Origin of the sequence: Pedobacter psychrodurus, assembly GCF_004331735.1 — a bacterium.
Classification (GTDB): domain Bacteria; phylum Bacteroidota; class Bacteroidia; order Sphingobacteriales; family Sphingobacteriaceae; genus Pedobacter; species Pedobacter psychrodurus.
This window is the reverse complement of sequence record NZ_SJSO01000032.1, coordinates 23934-47551: the sequence shown is the minus strand read 5'-3', so window position 1 is coordinate 47551 and position 23618 is coordinate 23934. Positions and strand designations below refer to the sequence as shown.

Sequence of the window (23618 nt, the reverse complement as noted above, 5' to 3'; positions counted from 1 at the left end):
CACAGAGACGGTAAACAGGTCATCCTCTCTGCTGATAATAAAGTGTTACTGTACTTTAGTTTTGACATCATCTAATCCTTTCGACGCCTCTTCGGCAGTTCATTTGCATTCATCTTCTTTATACTCACCTGACACCTCTAAGATGCCTTTTCCTCTAACGCTCACTACCAGGACACTTAATCCAAGCAGCTTAGAGGAGGTTTGGTACCTGCTCCTGTAAGCCGATACCGAGGGGCCCTCCCTCATCAATCAGACAGCATTGATTTGCTCACGCAAATCATTCATGTCGCTCAATAACCTGGATTTTGCAGGTACGAAGGAAGTTTTAAAATTTCGCTCTGTGGAATTGGCAAAAGATAATTTGCCACACGAAAGTTATGTCTCCTAATCGAGTTTGTAATTTGATAATTATACGAAGTACCATCTGTAGAAGTAGAAGTTGTGCCACTTTTTGGGGTAATCAACATAATTTTATTGAAAGCATTTTGAGTTATCTCAGCAATTTTCCATCTTCTCTCGTCGTAAAACCGCATATCTTCAAAAGCCATTTCTGTACGGCGTTCTTTAATGATCAAATCTCTGAGTTCTGCTTGGCTGATACCTGTTTTAATACCAAATCTAGCGTCGGTACCTGGTAAAATACCGGCACGTTCTCTGATCTTGAAAATATAAGTAAGTGCATCGTTAGTTTGTCCCAATTCGTTAAGCGCTTCAGCATAATTCAGCAATATCTCTGCATATCTCATCAAAGGATAGCCTCTATCAGCATTAGCACTTCCACCCCATGATACGTTAACATCACACATTTTACGACCGTAGTACCCTGAGGTTGTTCCAATTCCATTACCATCTGAGGGTGCGTTTACGTAGGTAAATACAGGAGCCTGAGCACCACTATTGTTTGCGTAGTTAGAACCATTGTAGATAACTGTGTATCCGAATCTCGGATCGCGATTAACATATGGATTTGCAGCGTTATATCCTGAAGTGGGATCAGTAATCTGCTTTCCATTACGCATATCGAACTGATCGACCAAATTTTGTGTAGGTGTAGAATAAAATCCTCCACTACGTGATGGTGGAAGAAAATGTCCTTCAAAATCTTTATTTGGCGCTTGTGTAAATGTAAATATCATTTCACTGTTTGCCCTACTAATGAAAGTTTTATAAAAACCGAAGCCTGGAGCAGTAGTATTATCGACAAGAAGTTCATACTTATTCATGTCGATTACATCTTTTGCAGCCTGTGCTGCTTTTGCCCAACGGGTAGCATCGTAAGTAGGATAAGCAATTACACTGGCAATTGCACCTGTTTTAACTATACCACCACCATTAAATAAAGGACTTGCTGCACTGAGCAATACCCTCGATTTTAATGCAAGGCACATCCCTTTGGTAATTCTTCCATAATCTTGATCTAACTGATCTAATGGAAGATTTGCCGCAGCAGCATCACATTCACTTACAATATAATTTATACAATCTTCGTAAGTATTTCTTGGAATATCGATGATATCATCTTTATCAAACAACCTATCGCCAAGAAGTGCAATGCCCCCAAAAGATTTCACCAAATAATGGTAATACCATGCGCGTAAAAATCTGGCTTCAGCAGCAACACGTTTTTGTGTTGAAGGGGCTAATGGTGTTGTTGGCAATTTCGACAAAAATAAATTCACTGCACGGATCTGTAAATAAGGCTGAACATAAAAATCAGTCGTTGTACCTTTTACTACGTTTAGCGGATTTACGTTTCCGGAATACAAAATTACAGCATATTGCCCTGATCCGCTATAACGGTATTCGGCATCATCGGTAGCCTCTTCAAGGTTTCCATGACTATCCCAGCGGCCTTTGTTAAACGAAAAGCCACGTCCCTGATAAATTCCGTTTAAAAAACCCAGGGTTCTTACACTATCGCTAAATACGACTGTTACATCTTGACCAGCATTCTGTTGATCGAGATAACTGGTTGCTTTTTTGCAGGATATTAATCCCACTAAAATTAAAACAATTAAAATATATCTTTTCATAGCTTAAACTTAAAATGTTACCGATAAACCCATGTTGTAAAGCCTTTGTGGCGGATAATTGGTGTTGGTATTGTTGCTTGATATTTCTGGATCGTATTCGTACAACGAGCCAAGTTTTGTCCAGGTAATTAAATTTGTACCATTAACATATATTCTTGCGCCCTTTAACCGCACCTTATTTACCCAACTCTGTGGAATTCCATAACTTAATTCAATTGATTTCAGACGTAAATAATCTCCTCTAACATTCCAAAAGTCGGAAGGTGCTGTAGGGATGGAAATCGCATTGGGAGAGGTTGATAAAATTGGATATTTGGCATTCTGACCAAGCTCTGGTGTCCAGCTTTGTTGGTGAATAGCCTGCAAATTAGATCCAAAAGCCTGGATAGACTCACGAACACCAGCTACATTAAAATTTAATGCACCCTGAAAAAGCACATTTAAGCTTAAGGTTTTATAGTTTGCACTTAAATTAAAACCGACAATGGTATTAGGTGTATTTGAGTACCCAAAATAAGATTGATCAGCATCGGTAATTGCACCATCGCCATTTAAATCTGCGTATTTAATATCTCCAGGTTTTACTCCGGTTAATGGCTTGGCACTATTTGCAATATCCGCCGCATCTTGGTAAAAACCTAAGAATTTAAACTGTCTGGGTGTATTGATCGGATTACCGGTATATTGTTGATATGGAAATAATGGTAAGGCTTCATCCTGGAAAACAATTTTATTTTTAGCTACAGAGATATTACCGCCAACACGGTAGTTGAAATCTTTTCCAATTTTATCATTATAGGCAACTTCGAGTTCGAAACCTCTGTTATTTGTTTTTCCAAGGTTAACTGGAGGCAAAGATTGCCCAAACACATAAGATACTGTTCCTCTATTGGTTAAGATATCATATCGATCATCATTGAATACATCAAGTGTTGAAGTAATACGTCCTTTAAACATACTTAAATCCATACCAATATTTAGCTTCTTAACTTTCTCCCAGGTTACATCTGAATTGGCCAAGCGGCCTTCGAATATGGCATTATAAGCATTGTGAGAGGTTCCGAATGAAACGTTACCACTGTTGTTATAAGTCTGTAAATAAGCGTATGCGTAATTACCAATATCATCGGTTCCAACAAGCCCATACGATGCCCTGAATTTTAAACGATCAACGAACTTGATATTCTCTTTAAAAAAATTTTCTTCTGAAATGTTATAACCGATTGATCCAGCGGGGAAAAACCCATACTTTTTACCCGATGCAAAAACTTCTGATTTATTATAACCTGCATTAAATTCGGCCAAATATTTCCCTTTGTAATCGTAACCTACACGACCAGAAAAACCACTTGTTGGAACTGGGATAAAGTTTAGGATACGGTTTGTATTGGCCGGATCCCGATATCCAAAAAAGCTTCTGTTATTGTATAAAGCCAAACCCGCTACATGGTGTGAACCGAATGTACGATCGTAGTTTAACGAGGCCTGTGGATTAATGGTTCTGGTAGTAGACCCCGGACTATAATTTAACGAATAAGTACCTACCCTAAAAACGTTTGGATCTTTTGGCGTATAACTTCCATCAGTTGTATTGTAAATAAATGCAGGGAAAGTTCCTCTTGATAATCCCCTGGTGTAGGTATAAGTACTACCATAGGCAATTGCCCCTCTTAAAGAAAGTCCTTTTGTGATGAAATCCAGTTTTTGTGTAGCAGCAGCATTGATATTCATATTGTTTTCGAAATCTCTGCTATAGCCTCCTAATGTTAATGCCTGCACAATATTAGGTGATGAGTAGCGGTTTGGTTGTGCATAACTGTAGCCGTAACTTCCATCAGGATTATTAATAGGGTAAGCGAACGGTGCCAGCGTTAAAAAGCTGTTGTAAAAATAAAAGATATTCTGAATACCATTTATATTAGGAATTACCGGACTATTTCTTTCTCCGATATTCCCAAATAAATCGAGCTTAACATTTAAGGTTTTTGTTGCCTTGATATCAATATTTGAGCGGTAATTATATCTTTTGTAATAAAAGTTATTGTTTACATCTTCACCCGCTCCAAAATCGTTTAAAATACCATTTTGCGTAACCATACCTAAGGAGGCAAAATATTTTACTACATCGTTACCACCACTAATATCGAAGTTGTTGCGCCATTGGTAACTAAACTTACGGAATAAAACCTCCTTCCAATTTATATCGGGGTGACCATAAGGATCATCTCCAGTTCTCCAATGCTCAAGATCAGCATCTGTATATTGAACAGGTAGTCCATCATTTTTTCTGGCCTGATTAAAAAGTGTTGCCGATTCGTAAGCATTAAGAAAGTTTGGTAACCTTGTTGGCTGTGAAAGAGCATACTCGCTACGGAAAGTAATATTTGGCGGACCAACAACCCCGCGTCTGGTTGTAACTAAAACTACACCATTGGCGCCTTTAATGCCATAAACAGCAGTTGTTGATGCATCTTTTAAGATACTCAGGCTTTCAATTTCATTTGCATCTAAACGAGCAAATTGTGCATAGGTAAACTCAATATCATCTACAATAATAAGCGGTTGGTTAGACCCAGTGTAAGAACCTGTTCCGCGGATAAAAAATGTTGCTCCATCAGATCCTGGCTGACCACTGGTTTGTTGTGAACTAAAACCCGGTAACCGACCTGCTAAAGTATTCTGCAAACTTGCCGAAGGGTTTCTTCGGATATCCTGCCCCGATACAGAACTAATTGCTCCTGTTAAAGTGGCTTTCTTAGTAGTTCCATAACCTACCACTACTACTTCTTCTAAACCTTTTACATCGGATTCTAAAGATATGTTGATGTTAGCTGACTGGCCAATTGTTACCTCTTTTGCCAGATAACCAATGGCACTAACTACCAATATGCGGCTTTTACCTCTTAAGGTAATTCGAAACTTACCATCCGTTCCAGTGGATGCGCCGTTTCCGGGAACGTCTTTCTCAATAATGCTTGCTCCAGGAATTCCGCCATCCTTATCGCTAACCTGGCCCTGTATATTAACATTTTGCGCAAAGAGGAACTTCGACAAAATGGTAAATGCTAAAAAGAATATATATTTTCTCATAAATGCTTTCAGTTTTAACTTATTTGTTAATGATTACCAACCCTCGTTCTGTATCAGGCTTCTGTTTGTGATCAGCTCTGAATATGGGATAGGCATTAGGTAAAACCGCTGATTAAATGTGGTATTGGTTACTGTATATGGCGCGTAGGTTAAAGCTCCTGCTGATGATCTGGTTATCTGTGTACCATGAAGTGCGCCATTTAGAACCTGACCTGCAATTTTCCAACGTCTGATATCCCAAAAACGCTGTTCTTCAAAAGCCATCTCCACCCTTCTTTCGTTCTGGATAAAAGCACGCATATCTGCCTGAGACATGCCTGACTTAATTCCATAGGTATCTGCGCCAGTTCCAGCAGTAATTCCAGCTCTTAAACGAAGCGACCTTAATGGCGAATAGGCATCTGCTGTTCTCCCCACTTCGTTTAAACATTCTGCATAGTCAAGTAAGACTCCTCCGTAGCGGAAGATAATATAGTTATGGTCTTGCGTAGCATAGGCTGTTGCTGCAGAAAAATCTGCCATGTATTTCTTTAAGTAGTAACCTGTTCTGGTTTGTACAGCTACACCTCCTGGTTTATCTTTACCTCCTTCAAAAGTTTCTACATTACGACTCAACCATCTGATCCCATTATAGAAAACGGTATTATCTAACCTTTTATCTCTTCCTGCATAAGGATTAGCAGCCACATAACCAGAAGCTGGATCTGTAATACTTAATCCGTTTAACATCGGAAATGCATCTACTAACTCTTGTGTTGGGCTGGTAAAGCCATTGCTCAATGGCGTAGTATAACCTACAGGCGCATTGTTGGTTTCCAGATCGAAGGTTTTAGCTCTTTGTTTTGCCAATATAACCTCTGTATTTTTTCTACCGATAAAGGCAGCATTAAATGTTGTGGTAAGCTGGTAAGCATTTAAATTAATTAATTCTTGTACTGCATTTAAAGCTAGTGTCCATCTTGTAGCATCAAACGTAGGGTAACCTGCTAAAGCTTTTTTAGTAGCATCGCCAGCTATTCCTCCACCATTAAAAAGTGGACTTGCCGCATAAAGCAGCACTCTTGCTTTGAGTGCATAAGCTGCACCACGTGTAATCCTACCTAAGTCAGAATCAGCAACAGGCTCCACACGCAATAAACCTTTAATGGCATCGCATTCGCTTACCAGGTAGGTTACACATTGCTCGAAAGTATTACGTGGAATCTGTAAGTTAGCATCAGGAGATAATACTTTATCGCCAATTAATGGCACACCTCCATATCTTTTAATCATTTCAAAATAATTCATTGCCCTGATAAAACGTGCTTCAGCTTTCCAATATTGAAGTGTTTTTGGCGCATTGGCATCAACAGGAACAACGTCTACATTGGCTAAGAAATCGTTTGCTGCACGAATTGCACGGTAAGCACTTTCCCAGTTATTATCTGGATTATTAGTTGCATTTAACCTGCCATTACTATAATATTCGACCACTTTATTCTGTCTTGATGGAACCGCGTCATCACTGCCTGCATCAAGGAAATCGCCAACAGTACCATCTCCACTTATCCTATTAAAACCATCAGGTAATGAGGTATATAAATCTGAAAGTACCTGTCTGGCAAAATCACCGTTTTTATCCAATGGATCGTAAACATTATCTTTATTAATTCCTTGTAAAGGTGTTTCTTCATATTTTTTACACGATGCCATAGCTATTAAGATCATCATGAAAACCATTATTCTCGTATTCATCTGTTTAACGATTAAAATTTAACACTTAAGCCACCATTAATTACCCTTTGGATTGGATACACTCCACCGTTGGTTTCTGGATCAACGCGATCAAACGAAGCGCTTGTAAACAAGTTTGTACCATTTACAAATAATCTGATACTCGAAACTTTTACTTTATTGGTAAACCGTGGTGAAATGGTATAACCCAGTTCGATATTTTTCAATCGCAGATAATTGCCACTGTGCATCCAAAATGAAGAGACGATGTTATTGTTGAAGTTATTACCAACAGTAACTCTTGGATAGGTGGCTGTTGCTGCAGTTGCCGGGGTCCAACGGTCTAAGTTATGTTCATAAGCCTGACCGAAGCCACCATTCTGAAATTCCCATTCACTATTACCTGTTAGCAGCAGATTTCTGTTTGCAACCCCTTGCAATAGCACACTAAAATCGAAGCCTGAATAAGAGAAACCAATATTTGCTCCATAATAAACTAATGGTTTATCTGTACCGATTTTTGCCTGATCGAACTGATCAATAATACCATCACTATTTAAGTCTTTATATTTAATATCACCAGGAACAGGATTATATCCTGCAATTTTTGCAGCGGCATTGATTTCTGCCTGCGATTGAAAAAGCCCATCAGCAATATAGCCATACTGCTGCCCTACAGGTTGTCCGGTACGGCTTTGATAGCTATATTCCCTAAATACTTCATTCTGGTAAATTACTTTTGATTTTAAAGTACTGGCATTACCAGAAATAAAATAACTAAAATCGCCGAATGATTGTTGCCAATTTAACTGAAGTTCAAATCCGCTATAGCGATTGATACCCACATTTAGGTTTCTTACAGTTGTACCCACAATGGTAGATAAATTAGGTGAAGTAAGCAGATCTGAATATTTGTTATTGAAGTACTCGGCCTGTAAAAACAAGTGGTTACTAAATAATGTGGTTTTTAAACCTAAATTTAATTTATCCCCTTTTTCCCAGGTTACATTTGGATTTGCCAATACATCCTGACGTAGAGCAGAACTACTCGAAGCGCTTGTACCAAAGAAATATGAACTTGGACTACCTACATAAAATTGTTGGAAAACAAAATAACCTGCAGCATCATTACCGGTACGTCCGTAACTGGCAAATAACTTCAGATCATTTAGCCAAGACAACTGGGGCATGAATTTTTCTTTGGTAATATTCCAACTCAAACCTGCTGCCGGAAAGAATCCCATGGGAGATCCTTTTGGATATCTATTGGTTCGGTTAAGCCCGAATGCTACCTCTGCGGTATAACGCTCGTCGAAGCTGTAAGCAGCCCGGCCAGAACCTCCGTAATAGTTCAAGCCAAGGTCGCCTCCGCTATTTACATTATCGCTGGTTGCTCTAATCTGAGCATCAATTTGATGCAGGCCAAAATTTCTTTTGTAACCAACTGTTCCTTCTAGATACGATTGTCTGTTTTGATAATCGGTAGAGGTACCATTATTTTGTGTTCCATTGGCGCCAAAAAGCTGGTACGATGCGGCTGAACCTACGCCAGTTTGCTTGTAAACCGCAAATGATTTACTTCTATCTGTATTTTCTGATAAACCAGAATAAAATGAAACTAATGCCTGCGCCCATAAGCCAGGTACAACATCATCTAAATTTCGTCTTAATGTTAAGTCCGTAATGATATCCCTTCTGTAATTTAAGCGATAGCCAGAGTTAACAGTTTGCGCGTAAATATTATTCTGGAACTGTGTATTTCCTCCATAACTACCATTTTCATTGAAAATTGGATATGCATTGTTAGGCGTGTTCAGTATAGAGCTAAAAATAGTAGCCGCTGTATTTCCGGGTTGAGTGTAATTTCCAATCCGACCAAAAAGATGGAGCCCGAGCGTCATTTTTGGGGTAAGATTGATGTCTACATTAGACCGGACCGTATAGTTGCTAAAACTCGTATTGGTAGAATATTCGTTCATATCACTTTCGTTAAACTGGCCTTTTTGGTTCTGATATTCTAAGCCAACATAATACCTAGCGGTATTTCCACCGCCGCGGAAATTAAGATCGTAGCGGCTGAATGTAGATTTATCTTTTAATACCTGATCTTGCCAGTTCACATCTGGATGCCCAATAGGATCAGATCCTGTTCTAAATGCATCAAGATCAGATTGGGTGTAAACCGGTTGGTCGCCGCTATTTCGCCTTGCTTCGTTATATAGGTTAGCATAATCAAAAGCACCCAATGTTTTAGGCATTTTAAGTGGGCTTTGAAGACCTGTCTGCGCTGTTAACGAAATTTGTTGCGCACCAATAAAGCCTCTTTTTGTTGTAATTGCTATCGCCCCTCCTGATGATCTCAATCCTAACATTGCGGTAGAAACAGCATCTTTAAGTACAGTTACAGATTCAATCTCTTCCAGGTCGATCATCGTAAGATCACGTGGTATCCCATCAACCAAAATAATCGGGTTTTGCCCTCTCAACAATACAGATACTTCTTCAAGTCCAGGACGTCCGCTGGTTTGATTTGTATATAAACCTGCCAGCCGACCGGTTAATGCATTTTTCACACTGGTTACCGTTGATTTAACAAGGTTGTTATTATATACCGCCTGTGTAGATGATGTTGTCAAATTTGGGGAGATTTTAATATCATTCGTTAAAACCACTTTCTTTTGCAGCATTACCATAATATTATTTCCATCAATACGGATAATCTGGTTTAGATTTCCATTAGCGATATACTCTTTTAGCAGTTTACCGTTATATTGAACGCGTATAACATCATTCTTCTCCGAATTTAGCTTTGCTGTTCCAGAACTATCTGTTTTGGTATTGTTGCTTAAACGTATGTTTGCAACATCAGCTCCTACTAACGGGAAATCATTCTCATCCAGGATTGTAAACATAATGCTCTTAAGTTGCGTACTATCCTGTCGATTTACTAAATTTTGTGTGTTTGCGAAACTCTGATTACCTAAAATCAGAAAGGCCAACGATATAAATACGAACCCTAGGTTTTTAAGCGTTTTTTTTTCACTCATAATTTTATATTAGTTAGTTGTATTACACAATACACGCATTGCTTTGTAGCATGTGGCTATTTGGTAATATTGTGTGGTTTATAAATTAAGGATATGGGTAAAACCCTGGCCGTACACGTTTTCATTAAAGTATGCTATGGTATTATCCTAAATTATATTAGGCTTAGAAGCTTTGGAGGCTTAACAGGGATACAACCGAACTAGATTAGTAGTAAATATTTTTTCATATTGCTATTGGTTAATTTATTATAAAATTAGGAAGTGACAGTTTAACATAGATTAAAAAAATGTGCTCAAGGCCATTAATCTGATCTGCTATAAAAATCACTCATGGGATAAAGATTTGGTTCTAACAAAGTAACCATTTATTACCCCGATAGAGTGAGGGGTAATACGGTAATAAGTAGGGGTTAAATTGTTATTTTTAGTTAAAATCTGGCCTTTAACCCCTATTTTTAAGATTTTTAAACGTTTAATCTACGTTTAATTTTTTAAGCGTATTTAAAATTGGTTGATCTATTGCTTTCAAAATATGCTGATCAGGTTTAATCAGTTCTAAAACAGCGATATCATTTTTGCCTTTTTTTAACCATTCTTGAGGGATATATAATGTTTGTTGTGGACCGATTGCCCAATACTTTCCTAAGTTGTGTCCGTTAACCCATACTACTCCTTTTCCCCAATCGGTCATATCTAAATAGGTATCGGCAACAGTCGAAATTTGGAACGATCCTTTTTGTAATGTTGGTCCGTTTCCGGTTTCTTTTGAAGGGGCAGCTTTGGAACTATAACCATTTATGTTATTAAAAGGGAAGCCATACATCGACCAGTTTTTAACTTCGGCACCATCAAAAGTTACCTGTTCAGTAATTCCTTTTTTGTTTTCTAACAAATACTTTCCAAAGTTTACCCTACCCATATTTTCGACAAAAATATCGAGCTGTACTTCTCCTGCCGGAAGATCTAATACCAATGTATTTTGATTTAGTCTGCGGTCTAAAATACCTGCCCTTTTTTGATTGATAAAAATGAGGGCATAATCTCGTAATTGTTTAAGCTGCAGTTCGCCTTTTTTACCTCCCCGAATGGTGGTGCGGTACAATACGTAACCGTAATCCTGTTTAAGGTCTTCGAAAGTTAAAGGTGTGCTATTTTTCACGGCTTTTGGCAATGTATTAAACAAGGCAACTTTATTAATCAGTTTAAAAGGTGCAATTGCAATACTTGGTTTTGCAGCTGGGATTAGCGGTAAAGTTTGTCCTGTTGGAAGATGTTTTTCGATCACGCTTCTAAACTCTCTGAATTTATCAGTTACATTCCCAGCCTCATTTAAAGGCGCATCGTAATCGTAACTACTGGTTTGTGGTTCGTAAGGAGAAATGTCCTTGTAATTGGCCCCATTCATAAAATCGCGGGTTGTACCACCATGGAACATATACATATTAATGGAAATGCCTGCCGCTAAAACGGAATCTAACTTTTTGGTGTATTGCGCTGCCGGAACAGTGTGATGAGGTGTTCCCCACCAATCGAACCATGCAGGGTACCATTCTGCAATAAAATACGGGCCTTTGCCATTGTGATTTTCATTTACCAACTGCCTAATTTTTGCAGGATTATCGATTCCGTTTACTGCAGGTAACAAACCTGCTAAGTGGCCATCTTTTACATCAGCAGCAGGATCACAGGTATAAAGCAATCCGTCAAAGCCTGCTTCGATAAACATTTTTCTGTTGATATCTAAATAGTTTTTATCAGCAGCGTAAGAGCCATATTCGTTCTCTACCTGCACCATAATGATGTTACCACCATGGTTAATCTGCAATGGTGCCAACTGCTTCCCTACTTCAATAATATACTTTTTATACTCTTCTAAATATTGTTTTTCGGTACTTCTTACCACAAGACCTTTTTCATTCTGAAGCCAATATGGATAACCACCAAACTCCCATTCGGCACAAACATATGGGCTTGGTCTTAAGATAACCCAAAGGCCTTCTTGCTGAGCGATTTTAACAAATTCGGCGATGTTGTTATTCCCTGAAAAATCGAATTTTCCTTTTTGCGGTTCATGCAGGTTCCAGAATACATAGGTGCCAATGGTATTTAGCCCCATTGCTTTGGCCATTTTCATACGGGCCCGCCAGGCCTCTTTTGGTACACGTGGGTAATGTAACTCACCAGAGATAATCTGAAAGGGTTTTTCGTCTAATAAAAAATTTGTTTCTCCTAGCTTAAACGTGTGTTTAGCTTGCTGGCCAAAAGCTGATAAGGAGAAACATATCGCCACCAACCATAATAATTTTGCTTTCATTTTTTAAGAGTTGTTTTTAAGATGACCCGAATTTTGGACAAAAAGAATCCCATTTGCGTATTTTTACGCAATTCATCATCTATGGTTTATATAAAAATTTTGTTTTTTCTCTACTTTTTAAACACGCTCAAATCCCATTCGTCTGCCCAGTTTATCGAAATTTTATCGTTCTCAAATTTAATCGGCAACCATAAATAACGACCATCAATGGCATTTTTGGGCTCCCATTTATCGGCCATAAAAATAAATTCTCCTTTTTTTCCTGGCGCTGGTAATACATGCGTACTCTGCCCACCATAGGTTAGCTTCGCCCCTTCGCCCTGGCATGGATTCCCCATATAAGTCCAAGGTCCCCAGATGGAACTTGCTTTGAACCATCTTGCCGGATTTGGCGCCCAGCCTGTACAGCCCGAACCCACCATATAGTAAGTTCCGTTTTTCTTAAACAAAGCTGGTGCTTCTGTTTGCTGCCCAACATAAATCCTGATAAATTTCCCTGTATGTCCCAAATAATCGGGGGTTAATTCGGCCAAATGAAGGGTGAAGTTTTCTTCCGAAGAGAATACATGATAGGCTTTGCCATCATCGTCTACAAAAACTGTCATATCCCTCGCCATTTGCCCACCAGGTAAATCCCTACAGAAAAAGCCATCACTTTTATTGGCTGGTTGCTGGCAGTTTACCATATCTTTTTCTGCTGTTCCTGCTACATAGAAAGGCATTTTCTCTGGATTTGGACGATAACTCTTGATAAAAGTATATGGCCCGGTTGGACGATCGGCTACTGCAACACCCGATCTTGCTGCTGCATAACCCTTGCCTAAAAGCTCTAAGTGAAACCACATTACAAACTTTTTGGTTTTCTTGTTATACACCACTTTTGGGCGTTCTAAAATAGCCCCTTTGGCAATATCACTTTTCAGATCTTCGGAAACCGGAAGCGCAATACCCTCATCTTTCCAGTTATATAAATCTTTTGATGAGTAGCAATGCACGCCTACCTGTGCTGTATTCCCTTTTTCACCTTCAATCTTATGCTCGCCAAACCAATAATAAACTCCTTTATATTCAACAATACCCCCGCCATGGGCATTAATATGAACGCCTTTATCGTCCTTCCAAAGTTTACCAGGAGTAAAAGAAGTATATGTTTGTTGTGCAGAAACATAACTACTTAAGCCCAAACTAAAGGCGATAAATCCTAAAACAAAACTGATTTTCTTATTCATCATCTTAATCAAATAATTTTTAACGTTACAAAGACGGTAATTTACTTACATCTTTTTTTATTGTATAGCGATCTGCTATTTATTTTAAACTGGCACTGTGATCGTTTTCAAAATTCTCGCCACTCCAGATCTTTTGTGCACTCCATTTCTCTGCTGGGTTGGCCCAAAAAGGATCTGATTCTGGCAAACCTAAGGGCAAAAAGATATTTGAAGCAATATACGGGCTGCCCTGGTTGTTATAAAAATCGCCAAGATTTGGCTGATCGCCATATAAACCAATGGTTAACCAACCATTTTTATAGGTAGTGGGGCTCTCTAAAGTTTTTTTGATTACGGCGGTTAAAGCGCAACGTACCTGAGCCGGACTTAGCTGTTTTGGTAATGCTTTTCTCCAGGCCATATCGGCCAAATGGTGAAATGCTGCACCACGATAGATGATAGAGCGACCAGTTGCAGGATAAGTCCCATCGGCATTGATTAATCTTTCCTGAATGATGGCATACCGTTCATTGCGCTTTTTAATCTTCTCGAACATCTCTTTATAACTGTTCGTTTTAGCACCGATGATATTGGCTAAAGTAGCCAGATAAGGGTGGATAACATAACTATTATAATAATCGAAGGCAAAGGATGTTCCATCTGTGTACATTCCATCGCCTGTGTACCATTGTTCCATTTGCTGCAGGGCATAATCAACACGCATAGGATCCCAACTGTACCCGAATCTGGCTAAAAAAGCCTCGTTCATTGCCGAAAATAATAGCCAGTTAGAAAAAACAGGTTTAAATCTTCTGGTGGTGATGATTGATTTCATCATCAGTTCCTGGTTTTTCTTATCCAGATTTTCCCATAACCAAGGTGCACGTACCAAAGCTAATGCAACATAAGAAGCATCTACCAGTTGTTGTCCACCAATGTCGAAATTCATAAAATCTTTGGCATTAGAATCCAATGCATTTTTTAACCCTTGAATGGCCCACTCGCGGTATTGTTTCCTTAAAGCCACTTCTTCTGCCGAACCTCCATCTAACTGTAACCATGGCGCAATACCACTTAAAACCCTACCTAAAACCTCAACATACTGTACTTTAATGCGGTGTTCTTTATTATCAATATGGATAGAAGTAACTTTTGGCATCGCAATACGCAGGCTGTCTTTAGCCAGGTTATACAACACTGGTTTTACCATCCTGTCCATCTGCTGCAACCAAAACTGCCGTTCGCTTAATACCACATTTTTGGTATTTTTGCCTTTCTTTTGGGCAAAAGCAGTTCCACCAATCAACGTGATGAGTAAAGCTGTAATGCAGATATTTCTTAATTTCATTTGTGTTAAAATTTAGTTTTTGTTTGATAAATGGCGGTACATTTCGCAACCAGCTAATAAAAAGGCACCTACACCAAAATTCGCAGTAGAATTTACATCAACCACCTGACCCGGAATAGCTTTTTCTCCTATCGGCTGTACATAACCCAGTTTACCGTTAGGTTGTAATGCGGTTTTGGTTAGATATGCCCATGCTTTTTGTGCTGCAGGCAAATAGGTTTTTTCTTTTAAATAACCATTGTTTATCCCCCAAAGTATCCCATAAGTAAAAAAGGCTGTACCACTGGTTTCTGGTCCTGGTGCATGTTGAGAATCGAGGATACTTCTGGTCCAATACCCTACTGACTGCTGGTTTTTAACAATTGCCTTGGCCATATTTAGATATTTGGTTAGGTATTCATTTCGGTGTGGATCGTTAAGGGGCAGATCTTTTAACACTTTTGCCAAACCTGCAAACACCCAACCATCACCTCTTGCCCAAAAATCTTTCTTGCCATTTACGCTTTTATGCTTCGGATAAACGTATTTGGCATCGCGGTAATAAAGTTTTTCCTTTTTATCGTACATGATGCTGTTGGCATACATAAAATATTCGTACAGTTTATCCAGGTATTTTTGATCACCGCTTACCTTATACATTTTTGTCATCACAGGCATTACCATATACAAGCCATCAGCCCACCACCAATAATCGCTATTCGGTGTGCTCATTTCGTATTCCATTACCTCTTTTGCCCTTGCAATTTTATATGCTTCGGGTTTTAAGTGGTACAGATCGATATAGGTTTGAAAGCAGATTTGCCAATCGCCAAACAGTACATGTTCATCTGTTTCGCCGTATTTATATTTCCAGTTGGATTTATCAGTTGATTTTGCACCCATCCACTTGTTATGAACGGCCCAATCTTCTGAATATTTACGGTAAGTTTCGTTTTTGGTAATTCCATAAACTTCCATATTCCCGGTATGGTAAGCAGCATGATCCCAAAAAGCACGCACTTCAGGTTTATTGTTGTTTTGCCAATAGGTATTTGCGCGGTTGATCATTTCGAGCACTTCCTCTTTTGAAGTTGAAGTTTGTGCATTTACCACAATGCTGCTAAAAAACAACAATAAGAAAAGAGCTTGATATATTTTTAAATTCATTAGTGTATTGGTTTAATGCCGTTTACAGTTGGTACTACAGGTTTAATGGTTCCATCTGTATTAAATTCCATCTTATCGATGCAAACCTCGCGGTTATAACCTGCAGCTCTTCCCATGGAAATGCCTTTTGGCCTTGTAAAACGATGGTAAACCATATACCATTCGTCTTTTCCGTTAACTTTGATTACACTGTTGTGCCCGGTTCCATAAATACCTTGGGCCATATCCTTTGCCAGAATCAGATTATTTTCTGGAATGGTTATTTTTCCTGTAGGCGAATCAGAAAAGCCATACCGTACCCTATAATTTTCGCTCCGGGTATCATCTTCCGACCATAAGAAGTAATACTTTCCCTCACGATAGAAAACTTCGGTACCTTCTCTAAAACCGTTGTTTGGTGTAATGATTTTAATCTCACTGGTATCAATAGAAACCATATCATCATTTAATGGTGCAACAGCCATATACCCATTTCCCCAATACAGATAACTTTTATTGGTTTTAGGATCGTTAAATACATCAGGATCTATCTCCTGACCACCTTTAACCCCCTTTGGTTTGCTCGAAATTAAAGCCTTACCGCTGTCTTTAAACGGACCTGCCGGATGATCAGCAACGGCAACCCCAATTTTCTGCGCAGCTGTGAAATAATAGAAATACTTATACCCACCATTCACTTTCTTTTCGATAATGGTAGGTGCCCAGGCATTCTTTTTAGCCCAGGAAACATCTTTTTCAAGATCTAATATTTTACCTTCATCGGTCCAGTTAACCAGATCAGTTGATGAAAAACTTTTAAAATAGGTACCGCTCCAATTGTTAAAACCATCGCTGGTGGGATAGATGTAATATTTGCCAGTTTTATTGGAGTATAAAATTTCCGGATCGGCATAATAGCCTTTTAGAACAGGATTATTTGCTACAGAAACGTTTACCTCGTAAGTTTTAGGTTGCTGACCGGCAATACTCATCTTAATTATTACAGGACCTTTAGAAAAATCGAGTTTTCCTTTTGGCGCGATGCTGATTTGATTAAAGGTATTAAACTGAGGATCAAAAGCTTTTAAATCCGTTCCATAGTTTACTGGTAAGTAAAGTTTATGGTTCACACTATCTAAAACAATATTATTTTGGCTGATTGCCTTATTTTGTGCGCTTAGCAAAACAGATTCGACGGTATACCACTTACTGAGCAAACGGTTTATCTCTTGTTGGTTAATAGACAAAATAGTTCCGTGCCTGGGGTGAAAATCCATTGTGATATCTTGATCTACTACACTAAAATTTGCCAGATCTTTGCTTTTGGTAAACTGGTAACGGCCTTTCATGTAAACATCATACATCAGTATATACTCATCACCATGGTTCAGCTTAAAAACGCCAGCTCCTTCTACCGCCTCTTTGGTTTGCTGCAGGTATTTGTCTTGTAATACATAACCTTCGGTTAGTTTATTAGAAACTGCTTTTTTAATTCCATTGCCATTTCCTTCTGTTTTAAAGAATAAATTATATTTCCCTTTATCGTAAATAATGTCACCATCTATACAGGAGCCATTGGTTGGACTAAAAAAGAGCTGCTTCGGAACGGTTTCCAGGTCAGTAAAATCAGCATTGGCGTAAGCATAATAAATTTTATCAGGATCATCACCATGCTTCATCGACCAATAAACCATATATTTTTTGGTAGTTTTATCGTAAATGGTCTGTGGAGCCCAAACGCGTAGTAGATCTTCATTATTTGGAAAACGTTTTTGAATATTAACAACTGCGGATGTCCAATGGATCAGATCATTTGATTTAAGCAATACCATTGCCCTGTTGGCATTCCAACCATTTGCCGAAACCATATCGGTAGCTACCATATAAAAGGTTTTGCCATCTTCGCCGCGCAAAATATGCGGATCGCGTACGCCTCCAGTACTGCTGATCTTTTCGGAAGAAATGACTGGTTTATCTTTGTTTAAAGCTTTGTAATGGTAACCATCGATGCTCACGGCAAAACGGATCGCTTCTTCTGCTTTATCGTTTCCGGTAAAATAGGTAAATAAATACGCTGTGTTTTCTTTGGATACTTTAGCCGATTTTTTGCTTTGTGCCTGTACCAGATTTACGGATACCAAGAACAAAAAAGCAACTAGGGAAAAGTTATATTTTATAATGGGATGTTTCATTTTAAGATTAATTTACTATTTATTTTTTGGTTTCCAATCCAGAACCTGCACTATTGTTGGTGCCTGATTGGCCTTTCCTTCCCCATCTATCTGGGTAACATTTTGTAGAAACAGGCTCAAAATCCCTTTACTTTTCCAAAGTTCGGTATCGTAACTGGGTTCCCAATCGCCAATACTTTTTAGGGTGAGATCTTTAACCTTCCAATTTCCTGACCCAAGCTGATCATTCAAAGCAATGGAAACCTTATTACCTCGTTCTGCATCTCTAAATAATAAACCTGCAGCATAATGTTTTCCATTTGGCCAAACGACAATTTGAGGTCGCGAAATCGGAATCCGTTTGGTACCCCCACCACTTAAACTAAAAGCCGTTTTTCTAAAATTAAGATTAGTTGCTTCCCAATTGCGACCGGTTTTAAAAACCAAATGATATTGCGGTATGGTTGCATTTGTATCTCGCCAATAACCAGCTATAAATACATTGCCTTTGGCATCGGCGAACATCGATGTTTGGTTGATCAGCTCACTTTTCTGCGGAATTCTAATTGCATATTCAGCATTGGCCGCCGTAATGGGAAGATTATATTTTTCATTGGTAGATTTTATCCAGGTTAAACCTCCATCAGTAGATTTGGCGTAGCACAAATCATGGTTACTGGCTACATCAGGGCTTTCGCGCCACACCCACGATAAATGGATGGTTCCAACCTGATCTACGGCAACCTGCCAATATGCATTTCGTTGCCCTTCGCCATCAATCATACCATCCTGTACACGTGTCCACTTTTTGGTCTTCAGGCTATAACGGTTTATCATCAGATTTCCGTTTCCAGAGCCTCCATCACGATAAAAAAACAAGAGATCGCCATTGGCCAGCTTATAAAACTCAGGATAACTAACTTTATTTTCCTTTGCAGAAAGCATAACTTCTTTATTCCCTAAGGTTAGGGAACCTGCTGCAACCGATTTGGCATAATTTAGCGTATTGTTATGCTGGCCCCAAGCAATATGAAGGAAACCATCTCCATCTATCATGATACTAATTGATTTATGAGCATCAGTAGCATCGCCTTTATAGGGCGTGGTGGCTAATATCCACCGGGTTGACCCCATTTTGCGTTTGGCCAATACCACATTTTGTTCATGATCATAATAAGCAGCATATTGGCTATCGTTAAAGCTGATTAAAGAATTTTTACGAAAAATAACCGTATTTACCGAGTTGTTCGCCCAGCCATTACTGGCAATGGTACTCAGTTGTGTTTCTTGTGCAACACTCACCAGGTTGATGCCGATGAATGCACAGATTAGCAATATACTTTTATTTAGGGATTGATACATTATATGGTTTAGGATCCTCGGTTTCTTATATTTGGTGAAGCCGAAGTACCGAATTTTTTAAGCTTTACACAGGGGGCTAAATCATACTTTGCAGGGGGCGTTTTAAGATAAATGCCTTTATATGCCTAAAATAGCGTAACTTTTATGTAGTGGCATTGATATTATAGTATTTATGAAAACTTTTTCGGTGTTTCTTTATAAATTCTGATGGCGTTAACTTAAACAGTTTTTGAAACTGCTCTCTAAAGTATTTACTATCATTTATTCCTACCCTAAAGGCAGCTTCGTTAATATTCAAATTGGTATTGATTAACAATTCGGCAGCTTTTCTTAACCTGATAAAACGGATAAAACCATTTATAGATTGGCCTGAAGTAGCTTTGATCCTTTTGTAGAGATTAGAATGGCTCATTCCAAGATCAGATGCCAGTGTTTTTACGTTAAAACTGTCTTCCATTAGATTTTCTTCAATAATCGTAATGCATTTTTGAAGAAAGCCCTTATCCTCCTGCGATACTTTATGCGCATCACTCTTCAGGGTTATTTCATTGTAGAAATAAGATTGAAGATTGGTCCTGTTTTTAATAATACTATTAATTTTGGCCGTAAAAAGCTCTTTATCGAATGGTTTACTGATAAAATCGTAGGCACCAACTTCGATTCCTTTAAGCTTTATCTCCGGACTAGGGTCGCCCGTTAACAGAATTACCGGAATATGGCTCAGTGCTGAATCATCTTTAATTGCCTTACAGAGTTCGATGCCGTTAAGGCCATCCATGTTTACATCTGAGATTACAATATCGGGTAAATATTCTTTACAGAGTTTCAATCCATCTGTACCGTTTTCGGCCTTGTAAATTTTGAAGTTATCCTGAAAAATGTGCTTGATGTATTCAATAATATCGGGGTTATCATCAATAACCAAAATTGAATGCAAATCTGAGATGAGCAATTCGAGGTTACCCACATTCTCGGCATCGTTATTTTCTGCTTCTTCCTCTTGCGCAATGAGCTCATTTACATAAGTTAATTCGTTTTGAAAAACACCACTGTGTTGCAAATTTGGTTCGCCAACCGGAATATCAATCAAAAATATGGTACCCATCCCCTGATTGGAACGGAACGAAATTTTCCCTTTATGCAATTCTACAAAGTTTTTGGCCAGATAAAGCCCAATACCAAAGCCCATCTTTAACGATTCGTTCGACATTACCTTATAAAATTTATCGAACAACTTTTCACCCACATGTGCCGGAATCCCTGGACCACTATCACTCACCTCAATCTGCACACGCATGCCAAGTGTTTTAACACTAAATTTCACAAAACCACCTTTTGGGGTAAACTTGAGTGCATTAGAGAGCAGGTTAAAAAAAACAATTTCGAGTTTATCTTTATCTGCATAAATATCTAGTTCTTCTTCTTCGCACTCAAAAGTATATTCGATGTGATTCTGCTTTGCCAAATAATTAAAACATAGAAAAATTTCGTTCGTAAACTTGTACAGATTAATTCTTACAATTTTTAAGGCGTCATTTTCGCTTTCCGTTTTTCTAAATAGCAATAACTGATCGACCAAACTTAACAAACGCCTCGAATTGCGGTAAACTATATTTAAATCGTTCTTCTCTTGGCCTGGGTCTTTTTTATGGATAATATCTTTAATCGGATTAACAATTAAGGTTAACGGCGTTCTCAGCTCGTGCGAAATATTGGTAAAGAAATTCAGTTTTTTCTCATTCAGGTCCTTTTCACGCTCCATTTTAAGATTAGTAATCTCTACCTCGTGTTTTAATCTTCTCTGTCGGTTGCGATAGGTTTGAAAAAGATAAAACAAGGAAGATCCTATAATGAGGTAAATGGTATAGGCCCACCAAGTTCGATACCAAGGCGGTAAAATCCTGATAATTACGATCTTTTCATTGTTGCTCCACGCACCTTCGGTATCCGTACTTTTAATGTGTAGTTTATACTCACCTTCATTTAACCTGGAATAATAGGCTGTACTTAATTTGTTTACATAATTCCAGTCTCTGTCCCAACCTTCGAGGTAATAGGCATAAGAAATCTGATCCTGAAAAGAGAATTCTATTGCCGCATAATCGATAGAAATCACCGCAGCACTAAATGGGATCTCTATGCGTGCTAAATTAACAACAGAAATATCGTTATAACCTGAATCCTGATCAAGCGGAATATTATTGATCCTAAAATCGGTCAGTACCATTTTAGGTATCCGTTTATTTTTCTTTATGCTATCGGGCGAAAACAAGTTGAAGCCACCAATCCCACCAAATAAAAGGTTACCATTTGCAAGTTTTAATGCTGCATTATAATTAAACTGATTGCTTTGTAAACCATCGGTAGCAAAATAGTTTTTAAAGCTATGGTGTGTAACATCAAATTTTGATAAGCCATTGTAGGTACTGCACCATAAATTACCTTGCGCATCCTGGAGGATATTGAGCACCGAATTACTTGGCAATCCATCACTCTGGATATACCGCTTTATTTTTTTGGTTTGCGGATCAAAAAGCAATAAACCTCCACCTTCGGTGCCGATCCATATTTGATGATTAAAATCTTCCTGAATGGACCTAATGGCAAAGTTAATCTTCGTGTAGTTATGTCTCTTGTTTATTGGATCGATTTCAATCAGTTCGGTATAATTCCCTGCCCAAAGTCTGCCTTTCGAATCCTGGAACAAGCTGTGAATGTCTTTTAGTTTATGGTCAAAAAGTTCAAATTTATCGGCGCTTTTATTGTAACGATACAATGCACCACCTTTTGTGGTACCTACCCAAATATTTTGTTGTTTGTCTTGATAAAGCTTCCAAATATTAATGTCATCAACACCTTTAAAGGTGTTATAACAGTTATAGTGGACGAATTTTCCGGTTGTTTTATTAAAACGATCTATCCCGCCGCTAAAACTGGCCACCCAAACATTGTGGTCTGCATCGTTTAAAATACTGGTAACAAAATTACTGGTTAAGGAATTTGGATCGCTGGTTTTAGCATAATTAGTGAAAGTATTTTGCTTTCGGTTCCAAACACTTAAACCACCCCCATCAGTCCCGATCCATATATTTTTGTTTTCATCTTCGCTAAAGGAGAGTACAAAATTGTTAATTAAGGAATTACTTTTTAATGGATCATGTTTAATGGTGGTAAACTGCTCGTTCTCAGGATCAATGATATTAACCCCACCACGTAAGGTTGCAATCCATTTTCTCGATTCGCGGTCTTCGTAAACCTGGGCTACAGAATTACTGCTCAGTAAGCCTTTTTCTTTTCCTGCAGATAGGTAATTCGTCTTTTGATTTTTTACGTTGTAAACGGCAATTCCTCCCCCATCAGTCGAAATCCAGAGTTTTTGTTGCCGATCAAACAACAAGCTCATGATATTCTCATTGCTTAAATGCTGGTTAAACTTGGTGAGGCTACCTTTAGCTTTATCAAACTGAAAAAGGCCCCGTTCTGTTCCAACCCAAAGCGTTTGGTTAGTACCTTTTGTAATGCATGTTACAGAGCTTAGGGCAGTAGTTACTAAACGGATTGCATTTTTATCATTATCGTACCTACAAAGCCCCACATCTTTTATAAAAAGCCAAAGGCTTTGTTGTTCATCAATATACAGCGCTTTTACCGTAAAATCGAAATTTTTACCAAATGGGATCCGTTCTGCTAGGCTGCTATTCTTTTTAAGCATGAACAGGCCTTTTTCTTCAGTAGCTACATAAACAGCTAAAGCCGGACTTATTGCAATGGAATTAATAGCATAACTTACCTCATTTTTTCTTCCCTTATCCAGATAAATCAATTGATGAAACTTGGAATCGGCATAATCATAATAAGAAATGCCCTTTTGCGTACCTACCCAAACCCTGTTTTTAGCGTCTCCATTCAGTACCGTAATATGGTTATTTACCAATGAATGTTCATCTCCCCATCCATTTCTGAAAACCTTAAAATGATAGCCATCGTAACGGTTTAATCCATCATAGGTACCCATCCACATAAACCCAAAATGATCTAGATACAAGGAGTTTACCACATTATTAGACAGGCCACTTTCTACACCCAAATATTTAAGGGGAATATTTGTAGACTGGGCAAAACAAATACCTGTGCCCATCCATAAAAAAAGTATAAAGCAAGCAGTTTTTTTTTGAATAAGGGACATAGAGAAAACCGTACCGTGGTA

At 38.4% G+C, this 23618-nt stretch carries 11 protein-coding genes; all 11 read right to left on the bottom strand.

From position 1 onward, the window contains the following. Positions 1-290: 290 nt before the first annotated feature. On the bottom strand, positions 291-2033 hold the full coding sequence (locus tag EZ456_RS23530; RefSeq protein WP_131534424.1) for a RagB/SusD family nutrient uptake outer membrane protein: 1743 nt from the start codon (positions 2031-2033) through the stop codon (positions 291-293). A 9-nt stretch (positions 2034-2042) separates the two neighbouring features. Continuing rightward, positions 2043-5123, bottom strand: coding sequence for a SusC/RagA family TonB-linked outer membrane protein (locus EZ456_RS23525; RefSeq protein WP_131534422.1), 3081 nt, complete (start codon positions 5121-5123; stop codon positions 2043-2045). A gap of 33 nt (positions 5124-5156) precedes the next feature. Continuing rightward, entirely contained in the window at positions 5157-6857 is a 1701-nt protein-coding gene (locus EZ456_RS23520) for a RagB/SusD family nutrient uptake outer membrane protein (protein ID WP_131534420.1), read from the bottom strand. Between the two features lie 11 nt (positions 6858-6868). After that, positions 6869-9883 (bottom strand): SusC/RagA family TonB-linked outer membrane protein, encoded by a 3015-nt coding sequence (locus tag EZ456_RS23515; protein ID WP_131534418.1) that lies wholly within the window; start codon positions 9881-9883, stop codon positions 6869-6871. Positions 9884-10355: 472 nt separating this feature from the next. Continuing rightward, positions 10356-12197 (bottom strand): glycoside hydrolase family 35 protein, encoded by a 1842-nt coding sequence (locus EZ456_RS23510; RefSeq protein ID WP_131534416.1) that lies wholly within the window; start codon positions 12195-12197, stop codon positions 10356-10358. A 110-nt stretch (positions 12198-12307) separates the two neighbouring features. Further along, a complete protein-coding gene (locus EZ456_RS23505; RefSeq protein ID WP_131534414.1) occupies positions 12308-13429 on the bottom strand; it encodes a glycoside hydrolase family 43 protein in 1122 nt (373 codons plus the stop codon). 76 nt (positions 13430-13505) lie between these two features. Further along, positions 13506-14753, bottom strand: coding sequence for a DUF2264 domain-containing protein (locus EZ456_RS23500; protein WP_131534412.1), 1248 nt, complete (start codon positions 14751-14753; stop codon positions 13506-13508). 12 nt (positions 14754-14765) lie between these two features. Further along, positions 14766-15899, bottom strand: a complete 1134-nt coding sequence (locus tag EZ456_RS23495; protein ID WP_131534410.1) for a glycoside hydrolase family 88/105 protein — start codon at positions 15897-15899, stop codon at positions 14766-14768. Beyond that, a complete protein-coding gene (locus EZ456_RS23490) occupies positions 15899-18070 on the bottom strand; it encodes a family 43 glycosylhydrolase (RefSeq protein WP_131534408.1) in 2172 nt (723 codons plus the stop codon). The genes EZ456_RS23495 and EZ456_RS23490 overlap by 1 nt, the downstream gene beginning before the upstream one ends. A gap of 15 nt (positions 18071-18085) precedes the next feature. Beyond that, on the bottom strand, positions 18086-19411 hold the full coding sequence (locus tag EZ456_RS23485) for a BNR repeat-containing protein (RefSeq protein WP_131534406.1): 1326 nt from the start codon (positions 19409-19411) through the stop codon (positions 18086-18088). Between the two features lie 142 nt (positions 19412-19553). Further along, a complete protein-coding gene (locus tag EZ456_RS23480) occupies positions 19554-23549 on the bottom strand; it encodes a two-component regulator propeller domain-containing protein (protein WP_165501399.1) in 3996 nt (1331 codons plus the stop codon). Positions 23550-23618 lie beyond the last annotated feature (69 nt).